At 55.2% G+C, this 19,967-nt stretch carries 19 protein-coding genes, 1 tRNA gene and 1 pseudogene; 3 read left to right on the plus strand and 18 right to left on the minus strand.

Annotated elements, in window-relative coordinates; genetic code table 11:
• The first annotated feature begins 138 nt into the window (after positions 1-138).
• Positions 139-354, plus strand: coding sequence for a hypothetical protein (locus ABS784_RS08120; RefSeq protein WP_352512080.1), 216 nt, complete (start codon positions 139-141; stop codon positions 352-354).
• Between the two features lie 32 nt (positions 355-386).
• Here ABS784_RS08120 and ABS784_RS08125 read toward each other — a convergent pair whose 3' ends face one another.
• Complete coding sequence (locus tag ABS784_RS08125; protein ID WP_352512082.1) at positions 387-1,886, minus strand: carboxylesterase/lipase family protein; 1,500 nt, start codon at positions 1,884-1,886, stop codon at positions 387-389.
• Positions 1,887-2,242: 356 nt separating this feature from the next.
• Between ABS784_RS08125 and ABS784_RS08130 the strand changes: the two are divergent.
• Positions 2,243-2,398 (plus strand): annotated as a pseudogene (locus ABS784_RS08130) (IS4 family transposase); the annotation flags it as partial.
• A 152-nt stretch (positions 2,399-2,550) separates the two neighbouring features.
• Here ABS784_RS08130 and eno read toward each other — a convergent pair.
• From eno to ABS784_RS08180, 10 genes are all read right to left on the minus strand, one after another.
• Complete coding sequence (gene eno, locus ABS784_RS08135) at positions 2,551-3,843, minus strand: phosphopyruvate hydratase (protein WP_011232524.1); 1,293 nt, start codon at positions 3,841-3,843, stop codon at positions 2,551-2,553.
• A gap of 41 nt (positions 3,844-3,884) precedes the next feature.
• Positions 3,885-5,420, minus strand: coding sequence for a 2,3-bisphosphoglycerate-independent phosphoglycerate mutase (gene gpmI / locus ABS784_RS08140; RefSeq protein WP_352512084.1), 1,536 nt, complete (start codon positions 5,418-5,420; stop codon positions 3,885-3,887).
• Positions 5,413-6,174, minus strand: a complete 762-nt coding sequence (tpiA, locus tag ABS784_RS08145) for a triose-phosphate isomerase (RefSeq protein WP_011232526.1) — start codon at positions 6,172-6,174, stop codon at positions 5,413-5,415. The genes gpmI and tpiA overlap by 8 nt, the downstream gene beginning before the upstream one ends.
• A gap of 61 nt (positions 6,175-6,235) precedes the next feature.
• Complete coding sequence (locus ABS784_RS08150; protein WP_062898916.1) at positions 6,236-7,420, minus strand: phosphoglycerate kinase; 1,185 nt, start codon at positions 7,418-7,420, stop codon at positions 6,236-6,238.
• Between the two features lie 122 nt (positions 7,421-7,542).
• Positions 7,543-8,550 carry a type I glyceraldehyde-3-phosphate dehydrogenase gene (gap, locus tag ABS784_RS08155; RefSeq protein ID WP_011232528.1) on the minus strand — a complete coding sequence of 336 codons (1,008 nt, stop codon included), beginning with the start codon at positions 8,548-8,550 and terminating at the stop codon, positions 7,543-7,545.
• 42 nt (positions 8,551-8,592) lie between these two features.
• Positions 8,593-9,612 carry a sugar-binding transcriptional regulator gene (locus ABS784_RS08160; protein WP_011232529.1) on the minus strand — a complete coding sequence of 340 codons (1,020 nt, stop codon included), beginning with the start codon at positions 9,610-9,612 and terminating at the stop codon, positions 8,593-8,595.
• A gap of 123 nt (positions 9,613-9,735) precedes the next feature.
• Positions 9,736-9,981 (minus strand): glutaredoxin family protein, encoded by a 246-nt coding sequence (locus ABS784_RS08165; RefSeq protein WP_014196719.1) that lies wholly within the window; start codon positions 9,979-9,981, stop codon positions 9,736-9,738.
• 50 nt (positions 9,982-10,031) lie between these two features.
• Positions 10,032-11,339, minus strand: coding sequence for an RNA polymerase factor sigma-54 (gene rpoN, locus ABS784_RS08170; protein WP_352512087.1), 1,308 nt, complete (start codon positions 11,337-11,339; stop codon positions 10,032-10,034).
• A 525-nt stretch (positions 11,340-11,864) separates the two neighbouring features.
• On the minus strand, positions 11,865-12,029 hold the full coding sequence (locus tag ABS784_RS08175) for a hypothetical protein (RefSeq protein ID WP_014196720.1): 165 nt from the start codon (positions 12,027-12,029) through the stop codon (positions 11,865-11,867).
• A gap of 240 nt (positions 12,030-12,269) precedes the next feature.
• Positions 12,270-12,341 (minus strand) — tRNA-Arg (locus ABS784_RS08180).
• A gap of 314 nt (positions 12,342-12,655) precedes the next feature.
• Here ABS784_RS08180 and clpP point away from each other — a divergent pair.
• Positions 12,656-13,246 carry an ATP-dependent Clp endopeptidase proteolytic subunit ClpP gene (clpP, locus tag ABS784_RS08185; RefSeq protein ID WP_011232532.1) on the plus strand — a complete coding sequence of 197 codons (591 nt, stop codon included), beginning with the start codon at positions 12,656-12,658 and terminating at the stop codon, positions 13,244-13,246.
• A 126-nt stretch (positions 13,247-13,372) separates the two neighbouring features.
• Here the strand turns inward: clpP and ABS784_RS08190 are convergent, their stop codons facing one another.
• From ABS784_RS08190 to ABS784_RS08220, 7 genes are all read right to left on the minus strand, one after another.
• Positions 13,373-13,630 (minus strand): HPr family phosphocarrier protein, encoded by a 258-nt coding sequence (locus ABS784_RS08190; RefSeq protein WP_352512090.1) that lies wholly within the window; start codon positions 13,628-13,630, stop codon positions 13,373-13,375.
• A gap of 14 nt (positions 13,631-13,644) precedes the next feature.
• Positions 13,645-14,607 carry a DNA-binding protein WhiA gene (whiA, locus tag ABS784_RS08195; RefSeq protein WP_011232534.1) on the minus strand — a complete coding sequence of 321 codons (963 nt, stop codon included), beginning with the start codon at positions 14,605-14,607 and terminating at the stop codon, positions 13,645-13,647.
• Positions 14,608-14,727: 120 nt separating this feature from the next.
• Positions 14,728-15,681 (minus strand): gluconeogenesis factor YvcK family protein, encoded by a 954-nt coding sequence (locus tag ABS784_RS08200; protein WP_011232535.1) that lies wholly within the window; start codon positions 15,679-15,681, stop codon positions 14,728-14,730.
• Entirely contained in the window at positions 15,678-16,574 is an 897-nt protein-coding gene (gene rapZ, locus ABS784_RS08205; RefSeq protein WP_042381714.1) for an RNase adapter RapZ, read from the minus strand. Before rapZ ends, ABS784_RS08200 begins: the two co-directional genes overlap by 4 nt.
• A gap of 18 nt (positions 16,575-16,592) precedes the next feature.
• Positions 16,593-17,069 (minus strand): NUDIX hydrolase, encoded by a 477-nt coding sequence (locus ABS784_RS08210; protein WP_014196721.1) that lies wholly within the window; start codon positions 17,067-17,069, stop codon positions 16,593-16,595.
• 336 nt (positions 17,070-17,405) lie between these two features.
• Complete coding sequence (gene trxB, locus ABS784_RS08215) at positions 17,406-18,362, minus strand: thioredoxin-disulfide reductase (protein ID WP_352512092.1); 957 nt, start codon at positions 18,360-18,362, stop codon at positions 17,406-17,408.
• 75 nt (positions 18,363-18,437) lie between these two features.
• On the minus strand, positions 18,438-19,910 hold the full coding sequence (locus tag ABS784_RS08220; RefSeq protein WP_020279524.1) for a tetratricopeptide repeat protein: 1,473 nt from the start codon (positions 19,908-19,910) through the stop codon (positions 18,438-18,440).
• Positions 19,911-19,967 lie beyond the last annotated feature (57 nt).

Below are 19,967 nucleotides of genomic sequence, written 5' to 3' on the forward strand. Positions count from 1 at the left end.
CCCCTTTGCATAGATGTGGGAACGTTTCATCCTCCATCTGCTTGACGCTCCATGCCTCGGGCGCGGTATGATCATTGTCGTCCGCAGCCGAAATACGTTACAATAGAAAGCAAATCGGCAACGACTGGAGGGACTTCAATGGCAAGACCAGACGAACGAGTCATCATCGCGATTGACGGCTATCAATTCAAACGGGCGCGGGAGGCGAAGAAAGGAAAAATTTTCGTCACCTCGCCGATCGGGGCGAACTTTACGTTTGACGTCAACGTCATGCGGAAGCTGCTTGAGGCGATCGACCGCGACCCGGCGCTGGCGGAACAGTTCGGGCTTCCTTCACCGGGAGCAAACGAATAACAAAGGAACGGCGGTTGGCCGTTCCTTTTTCCTTATGCGCGCGTCATCCACGCCGCACGCTCGCAGCCAAACGGATCATCTTCGACATGGCTGGCGGCTGAAAAGACAAACACCGGTTTGCGCTCGTTCGTATAGATCGGCCACTTCTCTGGCAAATGCGCGCCGTTCGGGTCGCCGGTGCGGGCGAACGAAAGCCAGGCATAATGCATTTCGTTGGCGATCGCCTCGCGCTCCGGCCGATTGCCGACGAAATTCGCGACGCCCGGCTGATGGAGATTGTGAAACACAAACGGCAGCTCGAGCGCGTGGCATGCTTTCAGCTGCCCGCCGAACACCGGCGTTTCATAGTCAAACCGGTACATGTACACATCCGCTCCGTGGGCCGCTTGGGCGTCCGCTGTCCGCAGCATCCCCTCGACAAACACGCGGTACGTCATGATGCGAAGCCACGTTTGCCAGGCGGGCGCCGACGGCTCCGCCGTCTCTGCATAATAGCGAATCGCCGCCTCCGGCACGGGCCCGACTTCACGGTTGATCCGGTCAAGCAGTTCGTGTTCGCCAAGCTTCATCCATGACGGATCCGTCAAGGTAAACAGGTTGTACTCGTCTTTCGTGACGCCGATGAGAATCGGAATGCCGCTGGCCGCCCCATCGCAGAGCGCTTCGATCGGATGGCGGCGCAATACGCGGCCATCCACCACCGGACCGTACATGATTCTTGGGCCGAGCGACAGCGCCGACCGCAGCAGCTCCTCGGCGGGAATCGACAAGAGCCGGCCGCGGTCGCCCGGACGGATGCCGGCGCGCTCGAGAATGCGCTCGGTCATCGCCATGGCGGTCTTGGGCGAACGGAGGAGAAGCGCTCCCGAACCGCTTTGCAAAATGGCGCGCCGAAACAGCCCGCTGGCCTCCGGAAGCGACAACAGCACGCCGACGCTCGCCGCTCCGGCCGATTCACCGAAAATCGTGATGTTGTCCGGATCGCCGCCAAACGCCTCAATGTTCTCCTTCACCCAGTGCAACGCCGCCACTTGATCCAAAATGCCGAGATTCCCGGCTTGCGCGTACGCTTCGCCAAACAAATCCCCCAGATGCAAAAAGCCAAACACGTTCATTCGGTAGTTGATCGTCACGACAACGACATCGCCGTGTTTCGCGAACGCCGTCCCGTCATACCACGGCGAAGAACCCGAACCGAACAAAAAGGCGCCGCCATGAATCCAAAACAACACCGGGCGCTTCTTCCCATCCGCCGCCGGCGACCAAATGTTCAAGTACAGCCCGTCTTCGCTTGGCGCCTCGCTCATCCGCCCGAGCAATCCGCTGAAAATCGGATCCGACGGCTGCATGACCACGGGGCCAAACGCGGCCGCCTCACGCACCCCATCCCACGCATCGGGCGGTTCCGGCGGCAGAAAACGGCGTTCACCGACCGGCGCTTTCGCATACGGAATTCCTTTCCAAACGAAAACGCTTTCATTCGTCCCCCCGCGCAACCGTCCATACCGCGTCTCGACAATCATTTGTTCCATCCCCATCCCCTTAATATTCTGATGATTCAAAAATATTATAAACGAACAAACCACCTCCGTCCATTGCTTTGTCCTATGCGGGACAATGTCAGCTCATTTGAATAGGAAAGGGAACAGCACCTAAAGATTTCTTACTTTCCAGGCCAAATTGGGCGATGATGAGCCCTATCATACTAAGCATCGATGGTTTCGTTCCAGGCGTGTTGATTAACCAATAATATCCATAAAAAGCATAGAAAAAAGAGCACCTTTCCTGTAGAATGTAAGTAACGACGCAAACAAACCTAGGAGGCGCTCTCTGTGCACAAGCATACCACACTCCCAAATTTGATGCAAAAAATTGTTTCTGATGAGGATCGGATTTTACTTGTCAATTCGGAACAAAACAATGTCGTTCCAAAAAGCGCCATCGCGTCGTGATCTTTCAGGATGCGAACGAGCATGACATCCGTGTGGTCACGAACCTCTTGAAGGCATCGGCGGAAAAGATTGCCGAGATGTATCAAGCGCGTCATCATAAAACGACTATTTACGATCCCATCTGATGAAGAGGCGCAGCTTTCCTGAATGCGTCAAGACGTCTTGATCACCGCCAGCCATTCGATTCTCTTTTCGCCTCCGTCAAAACGACAGGCGCCCCCTCCGTTGGGGACGCCTGTTCCCGTTATTTTTTCAAATTGTAAAACGAGCGGATGCCTTGGTAAATGGCCGTGTGGCCGAGTTCATCTTCAATGCGGAGCAGCTGGTTGTATTTCGCGACGCGGTCGGTGCGCGACGGCGCGCCCGTTTTGATTTGGCCGGCGTTGGTGGCGACGGCGATGTCCGCGATCGTGCTGTCTTCCGTTTCGCCGGAACGGTGCGAGACGACGGCGGTGTAGCCGGCACGTTTCGCCATTTCGATGGCGTCAAACGTTTCGGTGAGCGTGCCGATTTGGTTCACTTTGATCAAAATCGAGTTGCCGACGCCTTTTTCAATGCCTTCGGCCAGTTTTTTCGTGTTTGTGACAAACAAGTCGTCGCCGACAAGCTGGACTTTTTTGCCGAGCCGCTCGGTCAGCAGTTTATGGCCTTCCCAGTCGTTTTCATCGAGCCCGTCTTCGATCGAGATGATCGGATATTTCGATACAAGCTCTTCATACCAAGCGACCATTTCTTCCGACGTTTTCACAACGCCTTCGCCTTCAAGATGATATTTGCCGTCTTCTTTGTTGTACAGCTCGGACGAGGCAACGTCCATCGCGAGCATCACTTGTTCGCCCGGTTTGTAGCCGGCTTTTTCGATCGCTTCGATGATCGTTTGCAGCGCTTCTTCGTTCGATTTCAAGTTCGGGGCGAAGCCTCCTTCATCGCCGACGGCGGTGTTGTAGCCTTTCGCTTTCAGCACCGCTTTTAAGCTGTGGAAAATTTCCGCCCCCATGCGCAGCGCTTCGCGGAAGCTTTCCGCGCCGACCGGCATGATCATAAATTCTTGAATGTCGACGTTGTTGTCCGCATGCGCGCCGCCGTTTAAAATGTTCATCATCGGCACCGGCAGCGTTTTGGCGTTAAAGCCGCCTAAGTATTGGTACAGCGGCAGGCCAAGCTCGTCCGCTGCCGCGCGGGCCACGGCGAGCGAGACGCCCAAAATGGCGTTGGCGCCAAGCTTGCTTTTGTTTTCCGTGCCGTCTAATTCAATCAGCTTCCGGTCGATCGCCACTTGGTCGGCGACCTCCAGGCCGATGATTTCCGGCGCGATGATTTCGTTGACGTTTTCGACCGCTTTTAACACCCCTTTGCCGAGGTAGCGGTTTTTATCGCCGTCGCGCAGTTCGACCGCTTCATATTCCCCGGTCGAGGCGCCGCTCGGCACCAAGGCGCGGCCGAAGCCGCCGTCTTCTGTGTACACTTCCACTTCCACCGTCGGGTTGCCGCGCGAATCGAGCACTTCGCGAGCGTAGACATCGATAATGGCAGACATGGGAACACACTCCTTTTCGTATCGTTTTCTCAAGATCATCATTATTTGACAATCAACGATTTCCCCGTCATTTCTTTCGGCTGCGGCAAGCCGAGCAAATCGAGCATCGTCGGCGCCAAATCGCCTAAGATGCCGCCGTCTCTAAGCTTGATGCCTTTTTTCGTCACGATGACCGGCACCGGATTCGTCGTATGAGCCGTTTGCGGCTTGCCGTCCGGCGTCAATACTTCATCGGCGTTGCCGTGGTCGGCGGTGATGATGGCGATGCCGCCTTTGGCCAAAATGGCATCGACGACTTTGCCGAGGCATTCGTCCACTGCCTCCACCGCCTTGATCGTCGGTTCGAGCTTGCCCGAATGGCCGACCATATCCGGGTTGGCGTAGTTCAAAATGATCGCATCGTACTTATCGGCTTCAATTTCCTTGAGCAGCGCATCGGTCACTTCATAGGCGCTCATTTCCGGCTTCAAGTCATACGTCGGCACTTTCGGCGAGTTGATCAAAATCCGGTCTTCGCCTGGAAATTTCTCTTCGCGGCCGCCGCTCATAAAAAACGTCACGTGCGGATATTTTTCGGTCTCGGCGATGCGCAGTTGGCGCAGTCCGTGCTGCGACAGCACTTCCCCAAGCGTGTTGTCAAGGTTCGTCGGCTTGAACGCCACGTATCCTTTCACCGTTTCGCTGAAGTGCGTCAAGCAGACGAAGAACAAATGCTTCGGATGTTTCGGGCCGCGGTCAAACTCGCGGAAATCTTCGTTCGTAAACGTGTTCGAAATTTGAATCGCCCGGTCGGGGCGGAAGTTGTAGAAAATAATCGCGTCGTTGTCTTGGATCGTCGCCACCGGCCGGCCGTCTTCGCGGACGATGACCGACGGCAGGACGAATTCGTCGTAAATGCCGTGTTTGTACGAGTCCTCGATGCATTCGAGCGGATCCCGGTACGTCGGCCCTTCCCCGTACACCATCGCCCGGTACGCCTTTTCGACCCGGTCCCAACGCTTGTCGCGATCCATCGAGTAGTAGCGGCCCGATAACGTCGCGATTTCGCCGACGCCGTATTCCTTGATTTTTTCCTGCAGTTCTTTGATGTATTGCGGAGCCGTTTGCGGGCCGACGTCGCGGCCGTCCAAAAAGCCGTGGATGTACACACGCTTCACGCCTTCTTTCGCCGCTAAGCGCAAGAGGGCGTACAAATGGTGAATATGGCTGTGCACGCCGCCGTCAGAAAGCAAGCCGAACAAGTGAAGGCTCGTTCCGTGCTGCTTCACATGGTTCATCGCCGTCAAAAACGTTTCGTTCCGGTCAAACTCGCCTTCGCGGATGGCGATGTTCACTCTCGTTAAGCTTTGGTACACAATGCGGCCGGCGCCGATGTTTAAATGCCCGACTTCCGAGTTGCCCATCTGTCCTTCCGGAAGTCCAACCGCCTCGCCGCACGCCTTGAGCGTCGCGTGCGGATACTCGCTCCAGTAGCGGTCAAAGTTCGGCTTATGGGCTTGGGCGACCGCATTGCCGTACGTTTCTTCGCGCAGCGCAAACCCGTCCAAAATGATGAGAGCCACTGGTTGTTTACTCATGGCGGCCCGCCTCCACCAATTGCAAGAATGAAGCCGGCTCGAGGCTCGCCCCGCCGACTAAGGCGCCGTCGATCTGTTCTTGCGCCAAGAAGTCGCGGATGTTGTCCGGTTTGACGCTGCCGCCGTATTGGATGCGGATCGCTTCCGCCGCCTCCGGGCCAAACAGGCGCGAAACAACCGAACGGATATGGCCGCAGACGCTGTTGGCGTCTTCCGGTGTTGATGATTTGCCCGTCCCGATCGCCCAAATCGGCTCGTAAGCGATGACCGCTTGCTTCACTTGTTCCGGCGTCAAGCCGGCGAGCGCTTTTTCCACTTGCGAGGCGACAACGGCGTTCGTCTGCCCCGCTTCCCGCTCCTCAAGCGATTCGCCGCAGCAAATAATCGGTATAAGCCCGCGGGTGAAAGCCGCCAATACTTTTTTATTGACTGTCTCATCCGTTTCCGCAAACATCTGCCGGCGCTCCGAATGGCCGAGGATGACGTACGTGACGCCGAGGTCTTTCAGCATGACCGGGCTCACTTCGCCTGTGTACGCCCCTTGATCGGCAAAGTGCATCGTTTGCGCCCCGATTTTTAAATCCGTGCCGTCTGCCGCTTGCACCAACCGATCCAAAAAGAGAAACGGCGCGCAAACGACGGAATCGACTTCGTCGGCCGGCGGCACGTGCCCTTTTACGTTCTCGACAAATTGAACGGCTTCCGCCAATGTTTTATGCATTTTCCAGTTGCCTGCAATGATGCGTTTTCTCATCGTTCACCCTTCCTTTCAATGGGCGGCGTCAGCCGCCATGCGCCAAATCCGGCGCCGTGGGTCATTTGTCTTCGAGCGCGACGACACCCGGCAGCTGTTTTCCTTCCATAAACTCGAGCGAAGCGCCGCCGCCGGTGGAGATATGATCCATTTTGTCGGCCAAGCCGAATTTCTCAACCGCCGCCGCCGAATCCCCGCCGCCGATGACCGAATAGGTGTCGGGCGCTTCCGCCAGTGCTTCGGCGATCGCTTTTGTCCCATGGGCGAACGCTTCCATTTCAAAGACGCCCATCGGGCCGTTCCAGACAACGAGCTTCGATTGACGAATGACATCGCGGTATAATTCGCGCGTTTTCGGGCCGATGTCAAGCGCCTCCCAATCGCTCGGAATGGCGTCGATGGCGACGACTTTCGTGTTGGCGTCGTTCGCAAACCGGTCGGCGACGACCACGTCCACCGGCATATAAAAACGGACGCCTTTTTCTTTCGCCTTTTCCATAAACGATTTGGCGAGTTCGATTTTGTCCTCCTCAAGCAGCGACTTGCCGACGTCATGGCCGAGCGCTTTGACGAACGTATACGCCAGTCCGCCGCCGATGATCAAGTTGTCGACTTTTTCAAGCAAATTGTCGATGACGCCGATTTTGTCTTTCACTTTCGCGCCGCCGATGATCGCCGTAAACGGGCGGTCCGGATTCGAGAGCGCTTTGCCGAGCACTTCGAGTTCTTTTTCCATCAAAAACCCGGCCACCGCAGGCAAGTAATGGGCGATGCCTTCCGTCGACGCATGAGCGCGGTGGGCGGCGCCGAACGCATCGTTGACATACAGATCCGCGAGCTCCGCAAACGCTTTGGCCAGCTCTGGATCGTTTTTCTCTTCGCCAGGGTAAAAACGGACGTTCTCAAGCAAGAGCACGTCGCCTTCGTTCAAACGGTCGACCGCCGTTTTCACCTCATCGCCGACCGCTTCATTCGTTTTGGCGACCGGCCGTTCAAGCAGCTCGCCGAGCCGCTTCGCAACGGCATCCAAACGCAATTCTTCGACCACTTTTCCTTTCGGGCGGCCGAGGTGGCTCGCCAAAATGACTTTCGCCCCGTGCTCGATCAAATAGCGGATCGTCGGGAGTGCGGCGCGAATGCGCGTGTCATCGGTGATGGCGCCTTGCTCCATCGGAACGTTGAAATCGACGCGGCAAAAGACGCGCTTTCCCCTCACCTCAACGTCGCGGATCGTCTTCTTGTTCATCGTTCGTGCCCCCTTTTGGCTGCAGTTTGGACAAAGGAAAAGGAGTGGGGATCATTTCCCCGCTCCCCTCCATTTCCCTATTATAGACTTGAACGGATGGAAAACTCAACGCCAAGCTGGTTTTACAGCCCTTTCGAGGCGATGTAGGCGGCCAAGTCGACGACGCGGTGCGAATAGCCCGTTTCGTTGTCATACCACGAAACGACTTTCACCATTTTGCCTTCAATGACCATTGTCGACAGCGCGTCGATCGTCGACGAAGCGGTGCTGCCGTTGTAGTCGCGCGACACGAGCGGTTCTTCGCTGTAGGCCAAAATGCCTTTCAGCTCGCCTTCCGCTGCTGCTTTCAACGCGGCATTCACTTCTTCGACCGTCACTTCTTTTTCCAATTCCGCCACCAAGTCGACAACTGATACGTTCGGCGTCGGCACGCGCATTGCCATGCCGTTCAATTTGCCTTTCAGTTCCGGCAAGACAAGCGCAACAGCTTTCGCCGCCCCGGTCGTCGTCGGAATGATCGATTCCGCGGCCGCGCGAGCCCGGCGCAAATCTTTATGCGGCAAGTCCAAAATTTGTTGGTCGTTCGTGTACGAGTGAACGGTCGTCATCATGCCGCGGACGATGCCGAATTTTTCATGCAGCACTTTGGCAAACGGCGCCAAGCAGTTCGTCGTGCACGAAGCGTTCGAGATGACATGATGGGCTTTCGGATCGTATTTGTCTTGGTTGACGCCCATGACGATCGTAATATCCTCGTCTTTCGCCGGTGCGGAAATGATCACTTTTTTCGCACCCGCTTCCAAATGTTTGGCGGCGTCTTCGCGTTTCGTGAAGCGGCCGGTCGACTCAACGACGATGTCAACGCCGATCTCGCCCCACGCCAAGTTCGCCGGATCGCGTTCCGCCTTGACGATGATTTCTTTGCCGTTGACGACCAAGTTGTTGCCGTTCACCGACACTTCGGCATCCAGACGGCCATGGACGGAGTCGTACTTCAACAAATGAGCAAGCGTATTCGCATCGGTTAAATCGTTCACCGCCACCACTTCAATGTCCGGGTTTTTCAATGCCGCGCGGAAGACGTTGCGCCCGATGCGGCCAAATCCGTTGATTCCCACTTTGACTGCCATCTTATTTTCCTCCTTGCGATTGGATTGTATCAGCAAGGGAGATTACTCCCCTACGAACGCTTTTGCGGCTCCTTCGTCCGTCACCAATAGCGAGTGCGGCGCCCGTTTCATGTACGCGCGAATGGCTTTCGCCTTCGACGCCCCTCCGGCGACGGCGATGACATGCTCGACATGCGGGAGGTGTTCAAGTTGAATGCCGACTGTTTTCACTTTATGGACGACGTCGCCGTACTCGTTGAAATAGTAGCCGAACGCCTCGGCGACCGCATGGCGGGCGATGATGTTCTCCATCTCTACAGGCGGCGTCTTCCGCCGCTTGGCCATCGTCACCGCTTCACCGATGCCATGGACGACCATGCGGCATGATTGGATGAGCTCAAGCACTTCTTTCACCGCCGGCTCTTCGACAAGCGACGCGTACGCTTCATCGCTCAGCTGGTCAGGCACGTGCAGCAACCGATAGCGGCCCATCGCTTTTTCCGCCATTTTCGCACAAATCGTGTTCGCCTGATTCTCGACATCTTCGCCAAGGCCGCCGCGCGCCGGCACGAACAACACATCGCGAAGCTTCGAATCCGGCGTCATCATCTCCGCGACCGCCGCCATCGTCGTTCCGCCGGCCACGGCGACGATGTCCCCGGGCTCAAGCAGCTCCTTCATGCAGGCGACACACGCTCTACCCATTTCTTTTTTTACCCAAGGGGAACGGTCGCTATCCCCGGCAACGACAATCACCCGCGGAATGCCGAGCTGTTCCTGCAGCGCGGCTTCCAGCTCTTTGAGTCCGAGCGCTTCCCGCATCAAATCATTGAGCGTATGAAGGAGCGCCTGGCCTTCCTCCGTCAACCGCATGCCCGACACATCGGCGGAAAGCAAGTTTTGTCCTTTCAAAAATTCTGTTTCCGACCGGAGCACCCGCTCACTCATGCCGAGGCTCGCCGCCAGCGCCCGCCGCCCGATCGGCGCCATAAGCGAAATGGAGTGCAAAATTTGATATCGTTTTTGCATAACGTCAAGCAAGTCAGGCAATAATTTTTTTTGTGCCTCCAATAACGGCTGCATGGATCCTTTCTCCTCGATTGAATATAGGGACATCTTATGTCCCGGTATGACATATTATGTCCCGCAGTGCCATAAAAAATTCCTCCCGCGCCATTTTCATTATAGCAGGAGGACGATAGCCGTTCAACTGTTTTGCGCCCGCCGCAACCGTTTTCTCACCGCTTCTTTTTCAATCGCTCCCCAGCCGATTTCTTCGCCATCCAATTCCACAACCGGGATCATCAGCTGATATTTTTCCAGCAGTTCATCATCTTTGTAAATATCAATTTCTTCCAGCGTAAACGAATAGTCCGCCCGCAGCTCCGTCAAAACGGCTTTCGCTTTGTCGCAGAGCGGGCAATTGGTTTTCGTATACAATCGGATATGCATTCATTTCTTCCTCTCTTTCTACAGCAGTTGCCGTTTCGATTGGCCGCCCGTTACGGCAGGCCGATATATTGCCTCCGCTTTGCCGAAGACGGGATGCGCAGCTGCTCGCGGTATTTGGCGACCGTGCGGCGCGAAATGGCGATGCCGTGCCGATCGCGAAGCAAATCAGCAAGCTGTTGGTCAGACAGCGGCGCCCGCCGATCTTCCTCGGAAATAAGGGCCTCAATGATCGCTTTCACGCGGGCGGACGATGCCGCTTCATCCCCTGCGGCCGTCGCGGCGTTTGAAAAGAAACGGCGCAACTCCACGGTGCCAAACGGCGTTTGCACATATTTATGCCGGACCGCGCGGCTCACCGTCGATTCATGAACGCCGAGCTCCTCGGCCACCTCGCGCATCGTCATCGGCTTGAGCGCCGAAAGCCCAAACTCCAAACACGAGCGCTGGCGGTCGATGATGACGGCCGTCAAATGGAGAAGCGTCTGTTTCCGTTGCTCCAAACTTTTCGCGAGCCATGTAAACTGCCGATATTTTTCTTTGATAAACTGTTCGGCATGCCGGTCGCCGGATGTAGCGATGCGCCGCTCGTACTCCCGATTCCATCCGAGCTCCGGATGGATGTCATCATTATAGGCGGCCATCCAGTCCCCTTCCGCCCCGCGGACGACGATGACATCCGGCACCACCAAAGGCGGTGTTTCGCTCGAATAGTGAATGCCTGGCCGCGGCTCGAGTGTGCGAATGAGCTCGAAGACGCGTTGCAGTTCGCCAAGGCTGACGCCAAGCTGCTTGGCCAGCGTTTTCCACGACTTTTCCGCAAAGGGGACAAAATGGTAGCGGACGATCATCTCCGCCAGCTCGTCGCGCTCAGGAAGACGTTCCAGTTGCAGCAAGAGGCATTCCGCCAAATCGCGGGCGCCGACTCCCGGCGGGTCGAGCGACTGCACAAGGCGCAGCCCCCGTTCCATCTCTTGTTCCGATGCGGAAAACCGCGCCGCCAGCTCGGCAAGCGGCACGCGCAAATAGCCATCCTCATCGAGCGAGGCAATGAGATAACGGACGATGCGCTCTTCCCGATCGGCCAGCTTCAACGCAGGCAGCTGAGAAAGCAAATGGCCAACAAGTGTCTCTGCGCGGGCGCCAATGTTCTCGAGCCATTGCTTTTGGTCTCTTTCTGTCCGGCTTGGCCGTTGCCGCACCCGGGTGCGGCGAATTTCCAAAAACGGGTTTTCCAGCGACTGTTCATATAAAAACGCTTCCAAATCCACTGCGGAATATTGCAACAGTTCAATCGCCTGCACAAGTTCCTTTGTCAGCGACAACTGCAGCCGCTGCTCTTGCCATAACTCCGCCCTCATCGTCACGCCTCCCTTTCTTTTATTGTACACAACGGGAGCGGGAGGGGGTAGGAGAAATTTTTGACGGCGGAAAGCGGCCTTGGCGACCGCCCGAACCGGCGCCTGTTCAGACGAAAAAACCCAATGCCCCGCCCGAGCCCTTGATTTGGGAACCCTCTCGAGGAAAGCGGCGCGTCCGCTGCTGATCTAAAAGAAAAACAGCCGCCTAGGCGGCTGTTTTGCCTCGGCAGGATTACAACCATATACCAAGTATATGTTTTTTAACCTAAGGGTCTTTATTCCTTCCCATTTCCTCCTCACCGCCCCGCGCACTCGTTTATACGTATCGCGCCGGACCCCATGATCTCCATCCAGTCGCCCCAGGTCATTCCGTCCTTTTTCTTCATGTGGTTTAGCTTTTGTTATCGTTCAATACCTCGTGCAACTTCTACACGTGTATCACCTCACCTACATAAAAAACGCCGCCCAATCGGGTGACGCAACGGAAGGAGGATTCGGTTTGCACCTTTCACTTATTAGTGGCATTTACACGACAAAAAACAAAAAACTGTAGTCTGGATGAAGAAAGAGCGCTTCCAGATACTCCGTGGCGCCATACGCTTTGTCTGCGGACAAAGTCCGAATTGTGATCGACGGTTGGCGAAACCGAATCGAAGCCAGCTGCTCCAAACTCGTTTCCTGTTCCGCCATATTGTCACTACTCTGCAAACGTACTCGCATATTTTAGATGAGATGGAACAAAAAGAATCCCGGCAGGTCGATCTCGCGATGGCGGAACTGGATCGTACCAAATAGCCGTGCAAAATTCGTACAAAATTTTTTCGGATTCTATCGGTTTTTTCGGGATTCCCAAAAAATGAAAAACGACCGCAAACGCGGTCGTATCAAGGGATTTGGGAATCTCAATCCGAACTTGTCGGATCGTTGGAACGCCCTCGGCAGGATTCGAACCCACGCTAAGAGAACCGGAATCTCTCGTGCTATCCACTACACTACGAGGGCATGGAAGTTCATGATTTCTCTATTTCGTTCCGTCGCATGTTCTATTATAGCAGGATCGTGCAAAAATGCAAGGGGAAAATGCAATAAAAAAACAGGAAAAATTAGGCCTTTGTTCCTTCCACATCAATGCCACCGCCACAGGCAACTGGTTAAAAAAATAAAAAAGCGGTTATGATGAAAAGAGGGATGTTCCCGCTAGCCGCGAATATGTTATAAAGAATGGGGAAGGTCGTTTTGTTTGACCTTCATTGACCATTCGTGTATGATGAAGGCGTACATATTGATCCATTAGGATGGAAAAGGAGGCGTTTTTGATGTATTTGATTCCGACTGTCATCGAACAGACGAACCGCGGGGAGCGGGCGTACGACATTTATTCGCGCTTATTGAAAGACCGAATCGTGTTCCTTGGCAGCCCGATCGACGACCAAGTGGCCAACTCGATCGTGTCGCAGCTGTTGTTTTTGGCGGCGGAAGACCCGGACAAAGATATTTCCTTGTACATCAACAGCCCGGGCGGCTCGATCACAGCTGGCCTGGCGATTTACGACACGATGCAGTTCATCAAACCGGACGTATCGACAATTTGCATCGGCATGGCCGCTTCCATGGGGGCGTTTTTGCTTGCCGCCGGTGCGAAAGGGAAACGGTTCGCCTTGCCAAACAGTGAAATCATGATCCACCAACCGCTCGGCGGCGCCCAAGGGCAAGCGACGGAAATCGAAATCGCAGCGAAGCGCATTTTGTTCTTGCGCGACAAATTGAACCGCATTTTATCGGAAAACACCGGCCAGCCGATCGAAGTGATCGAGCGCGATACGGACCGCGACAACTTTATGACCGCGCAAAAAGCGATGGAATACGGCATCATTGACCGCGTGCTGACGCGCGCTGATGAAAAATAAGGCATGCACACGTTGGCAGAACCGCTATAGAGCTGCGCCTGCACCGACATTGACGAAAAAAGGCTGCTTCCGACAAAAACGGAGCAGCCTTTTCCATTCCTTTCCCCGCCAGCCCCACACGCTGCTTTACTTTTCCTTTTGCACATAGGCGGCGAGCTTTTCGATCGCTTCTTGCTCATCCGGACCGTCGGCAATGAGCGTGATCACCGCTCCATGGCCGATGGCGAGGCTCATCAAGCCCATAATGCTTTTCGCGTTGACCCGTTTTCCGTCTTTTTCCAAAAACACATCAGCGGAAAAACGGTTCGCTTCTTGGACAAACAACGCCGCCGGGCGCGCCTGCAGCCCGGTTTTTAATTTCACTTCCACTTGTTTTTCCATCATTCTCCATCTCCCCTTTACAGCGATTTATGGAAATCGACCGGCTTTCCAGCCCGCAGCCGCTCCGCGATCTCATCAATTTTGCGCAGCCGGTGGTTGATGCCGGATTTGCTGATTTTTCCACCGGCAACCATCTCCCCGAGCTCTTTCAGCGTCACGTCTTGATGCTCGATGCGAAGTTTCGCGATTTCCCGCAGCTTGGCCGGCAGTGAATCAAGGCCGATCGTCTCGTCGATGTAGCGGATGTTCTCCACCTGGCGAAGCGCAGCGCCGATCGTTTTGTTCAAATTGGCGGTTTCGCAATTGACAAGCCGGTTGACCGAGTTGCGCATATCGCGGACGATGCGAATGTCCTCAAAGCGGAGCAGCGCTTGATGGGCGCCGATGATGTTCAAAAACTCGGCGATTTTTTCCGCCTCTTTTAAATACGTAATAAACCCCTTTTTCCGTTCCAACGTTTTCGCATTTAAAAAAAAGTGGCTGTTCATCAATTCGCATAACGCCCGGTTATGCTCCTCATACAGCGAAAAAATCTCCAAATGGTAGGACGACGTCTCCGGGTTGTTGACCGAACCGCCGGCCAAAAACGCGCCGCGCAAATACGAGCGCTTGCAGCATTTTTTCTTGACGAGCTCCGGGGAAATGTCATGGATGAGCGAAAAATCGCCGTTGACAATGTGAAGTTCACGAAGCAAAGAAGCCGCACCGTCGGTCACGCGGACGATGTAGACGTTGTTTTTTTTCAAGCGCATTTTCTTGCGGACAAACAGCTCGACGGCGACATCGTAGCCCTTTTTCAATAACGTATAAATGCGCCGAGCGATCGCCGCATTTTCCGTCTGGACATCGATGGCCATTCGCCCGCCGGAAAACGACAGTGAACCGTTCATGCGCAAAAGCGCCGACAGCTCCGCGCGCAAGCAGCAAGGCTTCACCTCTAAATGGGTCAATTCCTTTTTCGTTTCCGATGCAAAAGACACGATCGCTCCACCTCCATTCGTTCCCCGCATCCGGCCGGTTGGAGGTGCCTGACTTTCGGCGCGGCCATCGGGAGCATCACCGCCCATAATGGCGCTTTGCGGCCTACTCGGGTCCCGCCTTTAACGGTGAGGGAGAAGCCCGAGAAGAAGGGCGGCGACTTTCGCCGTATTATGGCGAATGACCCCATCCTCGTACGTGACAATATCGTCGCGGATGACTTGCAACGAAAGCCCGCTGCTGTCGTCACGCACCGGCTCGGCCCGCTCCGCCTCGTAGCGGCGGCGGATCGCTTCCGGGATCGCTCCGCTGTTGATGATCACCGCGTCCAAAAACGGGCCGCCAAGATGAGCATGAAGCGCCTCCACATGGTCGCTCACCGTATAGTGCGGCGTCTCGCCGGCCTGAGTCATAATGTTGCATATATATACTTTTTTCGCCTTCGCCTTGCATACTTCCTGCCCGATTTTCGGCACGAGCAAATTCGGCAAGATGCTTGTGTATAGGCTGCCCGGCCCGATGACAATCAAATCGGCGCGGCGGATGGCATCAACCGTCTCCGGCAGCGGCTCAATGTCTTCCGGCGTTAAAAACACCCTCTTAATTTTTTTTCCCGCACTCGGGATTTTTGACTCGCCAGAGATGATGGAACCGTCTTCCATCTCCGCGTGCAAAACGACGCTCTTGTTCGCTGCCGGCAGCACCTGGCCGCGCACGTTCAACACTTTGCTCATCTCACGGATCGCTTTCACAAAGTCGCCGGTGATCGATGTGAGCGCCGCCAAAATCAAATTGCCGAGCGAATGGCCGGATAAGCCGTTGCCGTTTTGAAAACGGTGCTGGAACAGCTCGACAATGAGCGGTTCGACGTCAGACAGCGCGGCCAATACGTTGCGGACATCCCCGGGCGGCGGAATGTGCAGCTCATCGCGCAGCCGCCCGGAACTCCCTCCATCATCGGCGACGGTGACAATGGCGGTCAAATCCAATTCATGCTGCTTCAGCCCCCTCAGCAGGACGGGAAGCCCGGTGCCGCCGCCGATGACGACCAGTTTCGCTGCTCGTTCGTTTCTCATCGGTGTATGTCCTTTCTCCTCTCCATGTCCCGGTGCGAGACAACCGTTTTATAATCATCTGAAAAATGGCGGGCGATATATTCTGCGAGCGCCACCGAACGGTGCTGCCCGCCCGTGCAGCCGATGGCGATCACCAGCTGGCTTTTTCCTTCGCGCTGGTAATACGGCAGCATAAACGACAACAAGTCAATGAGCTTTTCCAAAAACTTTTGCGTTTCCCCCCACTTGAGCACGTAGGACGATACGTCGTCATCCAACCCGGTTTTCGGACGCATATGTTCAATGTAATGCGGGTTCGGCAAAAAGCGGACGTCAAACACCAAATCTGCATCAATTGGAATGCCGTACTTAAACCCAAACGACATGACGTTGATGGTAAACCCGGATTGAGCGTGCGATGAGAACTGGCGGATGATTTTCTCCCGCAGCTCGCGCGGCTTGAGCCCCGTCGTATCGTAAATGATCTGCGCCCGCCCTTTCAGTTCTTCGAGCAGCTTCCGCTCCAAACGGATTCCTTCAAGCGGGGGCTCGTTCGGCGCAAGCGGATGCGTCCGCCGCGTTTCTTTGTAGCGGGCCACCAACGTCGAATCTTGGGCGTCCAAGAACAACACCTGGGGGACGACCCACGCTTGCTCACCCAGCTCATCGAGCGCGGCGAACAAATGATCGAAAAAGTCGCGGCTGCGCAAATCCATGACAAGGGCGACTTTGTTCATTTTATTCCCGGATTCTTTGACGAGCTCCAAAAATTTCGGCAGCAGCGTCGGCGGCAAGTTGTCAATACAAAAAAAGCCGAGGTCTTCGAAGCTTTGAATCGCCACCGTCTTTCCCGCTCCGGACATACCGGTGATGATGACGAGCTGAATCGGCTGCAGCGCCCCGTTTTGTCCCATCTCCGCCCCTCCTCTCCATCAGCTCGGATCGAGCCGATATGAAAGCAGCTCGAATTCCTCTGTATAGACAAACACCCCGTACATGACCCCTTTGCCTTTCAAGGCGTAATCCAAAATATGATAGTCTCCAGGGGCCATCGGCAGCGTCGAAAGCGTCTCCACCTGATGCCAAGCAAGCGTCCCTTCTTCGGAAGACGGCACGTTTTCACCAATGAAGTCGTCGGCGAAAAACGTAAACATCATCCACTCCGACACCGTTTCATTCCCATTTTTCATCACGATCGTAAAGACGCCTTTCAGCTCTGGATTTTTCAAATAAATGCCCGTCTCTTCCCGGTATTCACGAATGCATGCTTCACGCACCGTCTCGCCGGGCTCCATTTTCCCGCCCGGAGCGACCCACCAGCCGCGCCTCGGCTTTTGCAAAAGCAGCACTTGGCCGTCTTTATATAATACGCAGTTTGTCACCCGTTGCAATTCGTTCACCCCAACCATCCGCAAACACGCACATAATCATCTTTATTTTACCATAAATAGTTAGGCCGCTCCACCTTCAAACCGCTGGAAACCGTCCGCTTCCCGTCTGCAAAAACCTCGGGGCCCAACATTCCGCTTCCAGCCGAAAGACGCCATCCCCCGCCGTTTCGAGCGGGGCGGCAGGATGCAAGCGCGCAGGCAAAGAAAAAAGAGACGCGGACAAACGCCCGCGCCAAAAAGGATCTATATAAAAGGGGGTCAATTACTTACTTATAGCATACGACAAATGTGTTGCGCCCGTGTTACATCTGGGTTAAATAACCATTACGATTTGATTGCGATTTGGTTACCGGATCAGCTGACCCCTTGCTTATTGAGCTTTTCTTTCAGTTCCTCAACGTAATGCTGGGCGCTTTGCGCGGCGATGCTGCCGTCGCCGGCAGCCGTCACGATCTGCCGGAGCGTTTTTTCCCGCACATCACCGGCGGCGAAAATGCCCGGCACTTTCGTCTCCATCTTTTCGTTCGTGACGATATAGCCGTTTTCATTCGTGATGCCAAGATTGGCAAACGGCTTCGAGAGCGGCACCATCCCGATGTAAATGAAAACGCCGTCGCACGGAAATTCGCGTTCCTCGCCCGTTTGCGTATGCACAAGCGTCACGCTGCCGACTTTTCCGTCCTTTTCGTTGATTTGTTTCACCGTATGGTTCCAGATGAAATCAATTTTTTCATTGGCGAACGCCCGGTCTTGCAAAATTTTTTGCGCCCGCAGCTTGTCGCGGCGGTGAACGATCGTCACTTTATTGGCAAACCGCGTCAAATAAACGCCCTCTTCGACCGCCGAGTCGCCCCCACCCACGACGACCAAATCTTTTCCTTTGAAAAACGCCCCGTCGCACACCGCACAGTACGAAACGCCGCGGCCGCCGAGCTCCGCTTCACCCGGTACACCGAGTTTTTTATATTCCGCTCCGGTGGCGATGATGACCGCGCGGGCCTTGTACTCTTTATCGCCGACAATGACCGTTTTGTACGCCTCGCCGTCGATGATTTCTTTCACATCGCCGTATGCGTACTCCGCGCCGAATTTTTTCGCATGCTCAAACATTTTCGCCGCCAATTCCGGGCCTAAAATCGTTTCAAAGCCGGGATAGTTCTCGACTTCCTCAGTGTTGACCATCTGCCCGCCCGGAACGCCGCGCTCGATCATCAGCGTCGACAAATTGGCGCGCGATGTATAGACAGCCGCCGTCAGCCCAGCCGGCCCGGCTCCGGCAATAATGACATCGTAAATTTTTTCGTCTGCCACACCGTCCACTCCCTCGCTTGAGAATCATTCCATTTTCATCGTATAGAAGTCGATTCGCCCTGTCTATTGATTTGCTCATGTATAGAGCCGGCGCGCTTTTTGCACGTATTTTTGCACCGTCGACGCCGACACGCCGTATTTGGCCGCCATCTCTCTTTGCGTCACACGCTCTCCTTGCTGTCGGCGCCACATGTATTCGATCGCCGCCGCCCACGCGGCTCCGTTCGCAAATGGCTCGCGATCAGCCGACGGATGGACGGCCATCGCGAAGGCGAAGCGGCAGAGCGCTTCCTTTTCCTCATTATGCGCCGAAAGCGCATCGACCATGCGGCCGATGTTCGCCGCCCAAGCGGACGGGCCGTCGGTTAAGCCGAACAAAAAGCAGTCGATAAACGGGCGCAGACGGGGATCGGACGGCAAGAGGCGGCATACCGCAAGCGACATCGATGGCTCTTTCGCCTGCGGCGAGCGGCTGAACAAGTACAATCCGTACAGACGGTCGGCCAGCTCGTCGCCCTCCAGCCAAGCCATCAAGCGGATAAGCGCCTCATCCACCGGCGCTGAAACGGCCCACGGCTCCTCACCCCGTTTTTCGGGATGGAGGGTGGCAAGCACCTCCCACATTTGCCGAGCGAGCGGCTCATGGCCAGTATAGTAGGCAGCGCAAGCGAGCCAATAATAAAATGGCCCATCACCGCCAAAGCCTTGTTTATACAAACGGTGCAGCCAACGGAACGCCAAATCGAACCGCCCAACAAGCGCGAATGTCGCCCCGAGCTTGTATTGATGCTCGCGAAAAAACGGATACAAACCGGCCAGCGTCTCGCAAAGCGCGGCCGCCTGTTCTTCCTCACGCAAGTAATAGGCGAAGACAAGCGCGTTGCAAAGCGCATGCAAATTGCCGGGATCGCGTTTGAGCACTTCACGCACTTTCTGTTTCGCTTTGTCGACATCGCCGCTGTAAAAATAAGCAAGCGCCAAATTGTTATGCGCCGACCAAACGTCCGGATAGCGCACGACGAGCGCTTCAAGCGCTTCAATCGCTTCCGCAAACCGCTCCTCCTCAAGCAAACGGCGGGCCCGATCCTCCAGCACCATCAGCTGCTCCTCTTCTTCCGTCCATTCCGAGCCATCGAGCCGAAGCAGCTCAAGCAAGTCAGCAGCATCGTCGGCAAACTCTCCGGCCGGCTCATGCGCCAAATAACGTTCCGCGTATTGCCTTGCTTCACGAAACAAGCCGAGGCAGGCGAAATTGTTCGCCAAAAAATACAAACAGTCGTACATCGTTTCGTCCAAATCATGGATAATTTTGAACAGCCATTGATTGGAAAATTGATATTCACCAAGCTCCGACAGCACAAGGGCAAGCTGCAAGGCGAATGAGGCGTCGCGCTCATCCAAACGGACGGCGCGCTCAAAATATTTCCTCGCCTTTTCCAAATCGCCTCGGTCGTATGCTTTCATTCCTTTTTTAAAAAAGTAATCTCCGCTTTGGATGAACGGTACAATCGTCGCTTTTCGTGATGATCGCTTCAGTTGTTTTCCCATTCTGTCCTCCGTCGTCCGTAAAATTCGTCGAACAACAGTATACCATATCGGCGGCGA

It is taken from the genome of Geobacillus sp. G4, assembly GCF_040327975.1.
Classification (GTDB): domain Bacteria; phylum Bacillota; class Bacilli; order Bacillales; family Anoxybacillaceae; genus Geobacillus; species Geobacillus thermoleovorans.

Excerpts from the sequence above, each read along its gene's own strand:
- ABS784_RS08120 (WP_352512080.1), top strand. The coding sequence starts at position 139 with ATGGCAAGACCAGACGAACGAGTCATCATCGCGATTGACGGCTATCAA.
- ABS784_RS08125 (WP_352512082.1), bottom strand. The coding sequence starts at position 1,886 with ATGGAACAAATGATTGTCGAGACGCGGTATGGACGGTTGCGCGGGGGG.
- eno (WP_011232524.1), bottom strand. The coding sequence starts at position 3,843 with ATGTCTGCCATTATCGATGTCTACGCTCGCGAAGTGCTCGATTCGCGC.
- gpmI (WP_352512084.1), bottom strand. The coding sequence starts at position 5,420 with ATGAGTAAACAACCAGTGGCTCTCATCATTTTGGACGGGTTTGCGCTG.
- tpiA (WP_011232526.1), bottom strand. The coding sequence starts at position 6,174 with ATGAGAAAACGCATCATTGCAGGCAACTGGAAAATGCATAAAACATTG.
- ABS784_RS08150 (WP_062898916.1), bottom strand. The coding sequence starts at position 7,420 with ATGAACAAGAAGACGATCCGCGACGTTGAGGTGAGGGGAAAGCGCGTC.
- gap (WP_011232528.1), bottom strand. The coding sequence starts at position 8,550 with ATGGCAGTCAAAGTGGGAATCAACGGATTTGGCCGCATCGGGCGCAAC.
- ABS784_RS08160 (WP_011232529.1), bottom strand. The coding sequence starts at position 9,612 with ATGCAGCCGTTATTGGAGGCACAAAAAAAATTATTGCCTGACTTGCTT.
- ABS784_RS08165 (WP_014196719.1), bottom strand. The coding sequence starts at position 9,981 with ATGCATATCCGATTGTATACGAAAACCAATTGCCCGCTCTGCGACAAA.
- rpoN (WP_352512087.1), bottom strand. The coding sequence starts at position 11,339 with ATGAGGGCGGAGTTATGGCAAGAGCAGCGGCTGCAGTTGTCGCTGACA.
- ABS784_RS08175 (WP_014196720.1), bottom strand. The coding sequence starts at position 12,029 with ATGGCGGAACAGGAAACGAGTTTGGAGCAGCTGGCTTCGATTCGGTTT.
- clpP (WP_011232532.1), top strand. The coding sequence starts at position 12,656 with ATGTATTTGATTCCGACTGTCATCGAACAGACGAACCGCGGGGAGCGG.
- ABS784_RS08190 (WP_352512090.1), bottom strand. The coding sequence starts at position 13,630 with ATGATGGAAAAACAAGTGGAAGTGAAATTAAAAACCGGGCTGCAGGCG.
- ABS784_RS08200 (WP_011232535.1), bottom strand. The coding sequence starts at position 15,681 with ATGAGAAACGAACGAGCAGCGAAACTGGTCGTCATCGGCGGCGGCACC.
- rapZ (WP_042381714.1), bottom strand. The coding sequence starts at position 16,574 with ATGGGACAAAACGGGGCGCTGCAGCCGATTCAGCTCGTCATCATCACC.
- ABS784_RS08210 (WP_014196721.1), bottom strand. The coding sequence starts at position 17,069 with ATGGTTGGGGTGAACGAATTGCAACGGGTGACAAACTGCGTATTATAT.
- ABS784_RS08220 (WP_020279524.1), bottom strand. The coding sequence starts at position 19,910 with ATGGGAAAACAACTGAAGCGATCATCACGAAAAGCGACGATTGTACCG.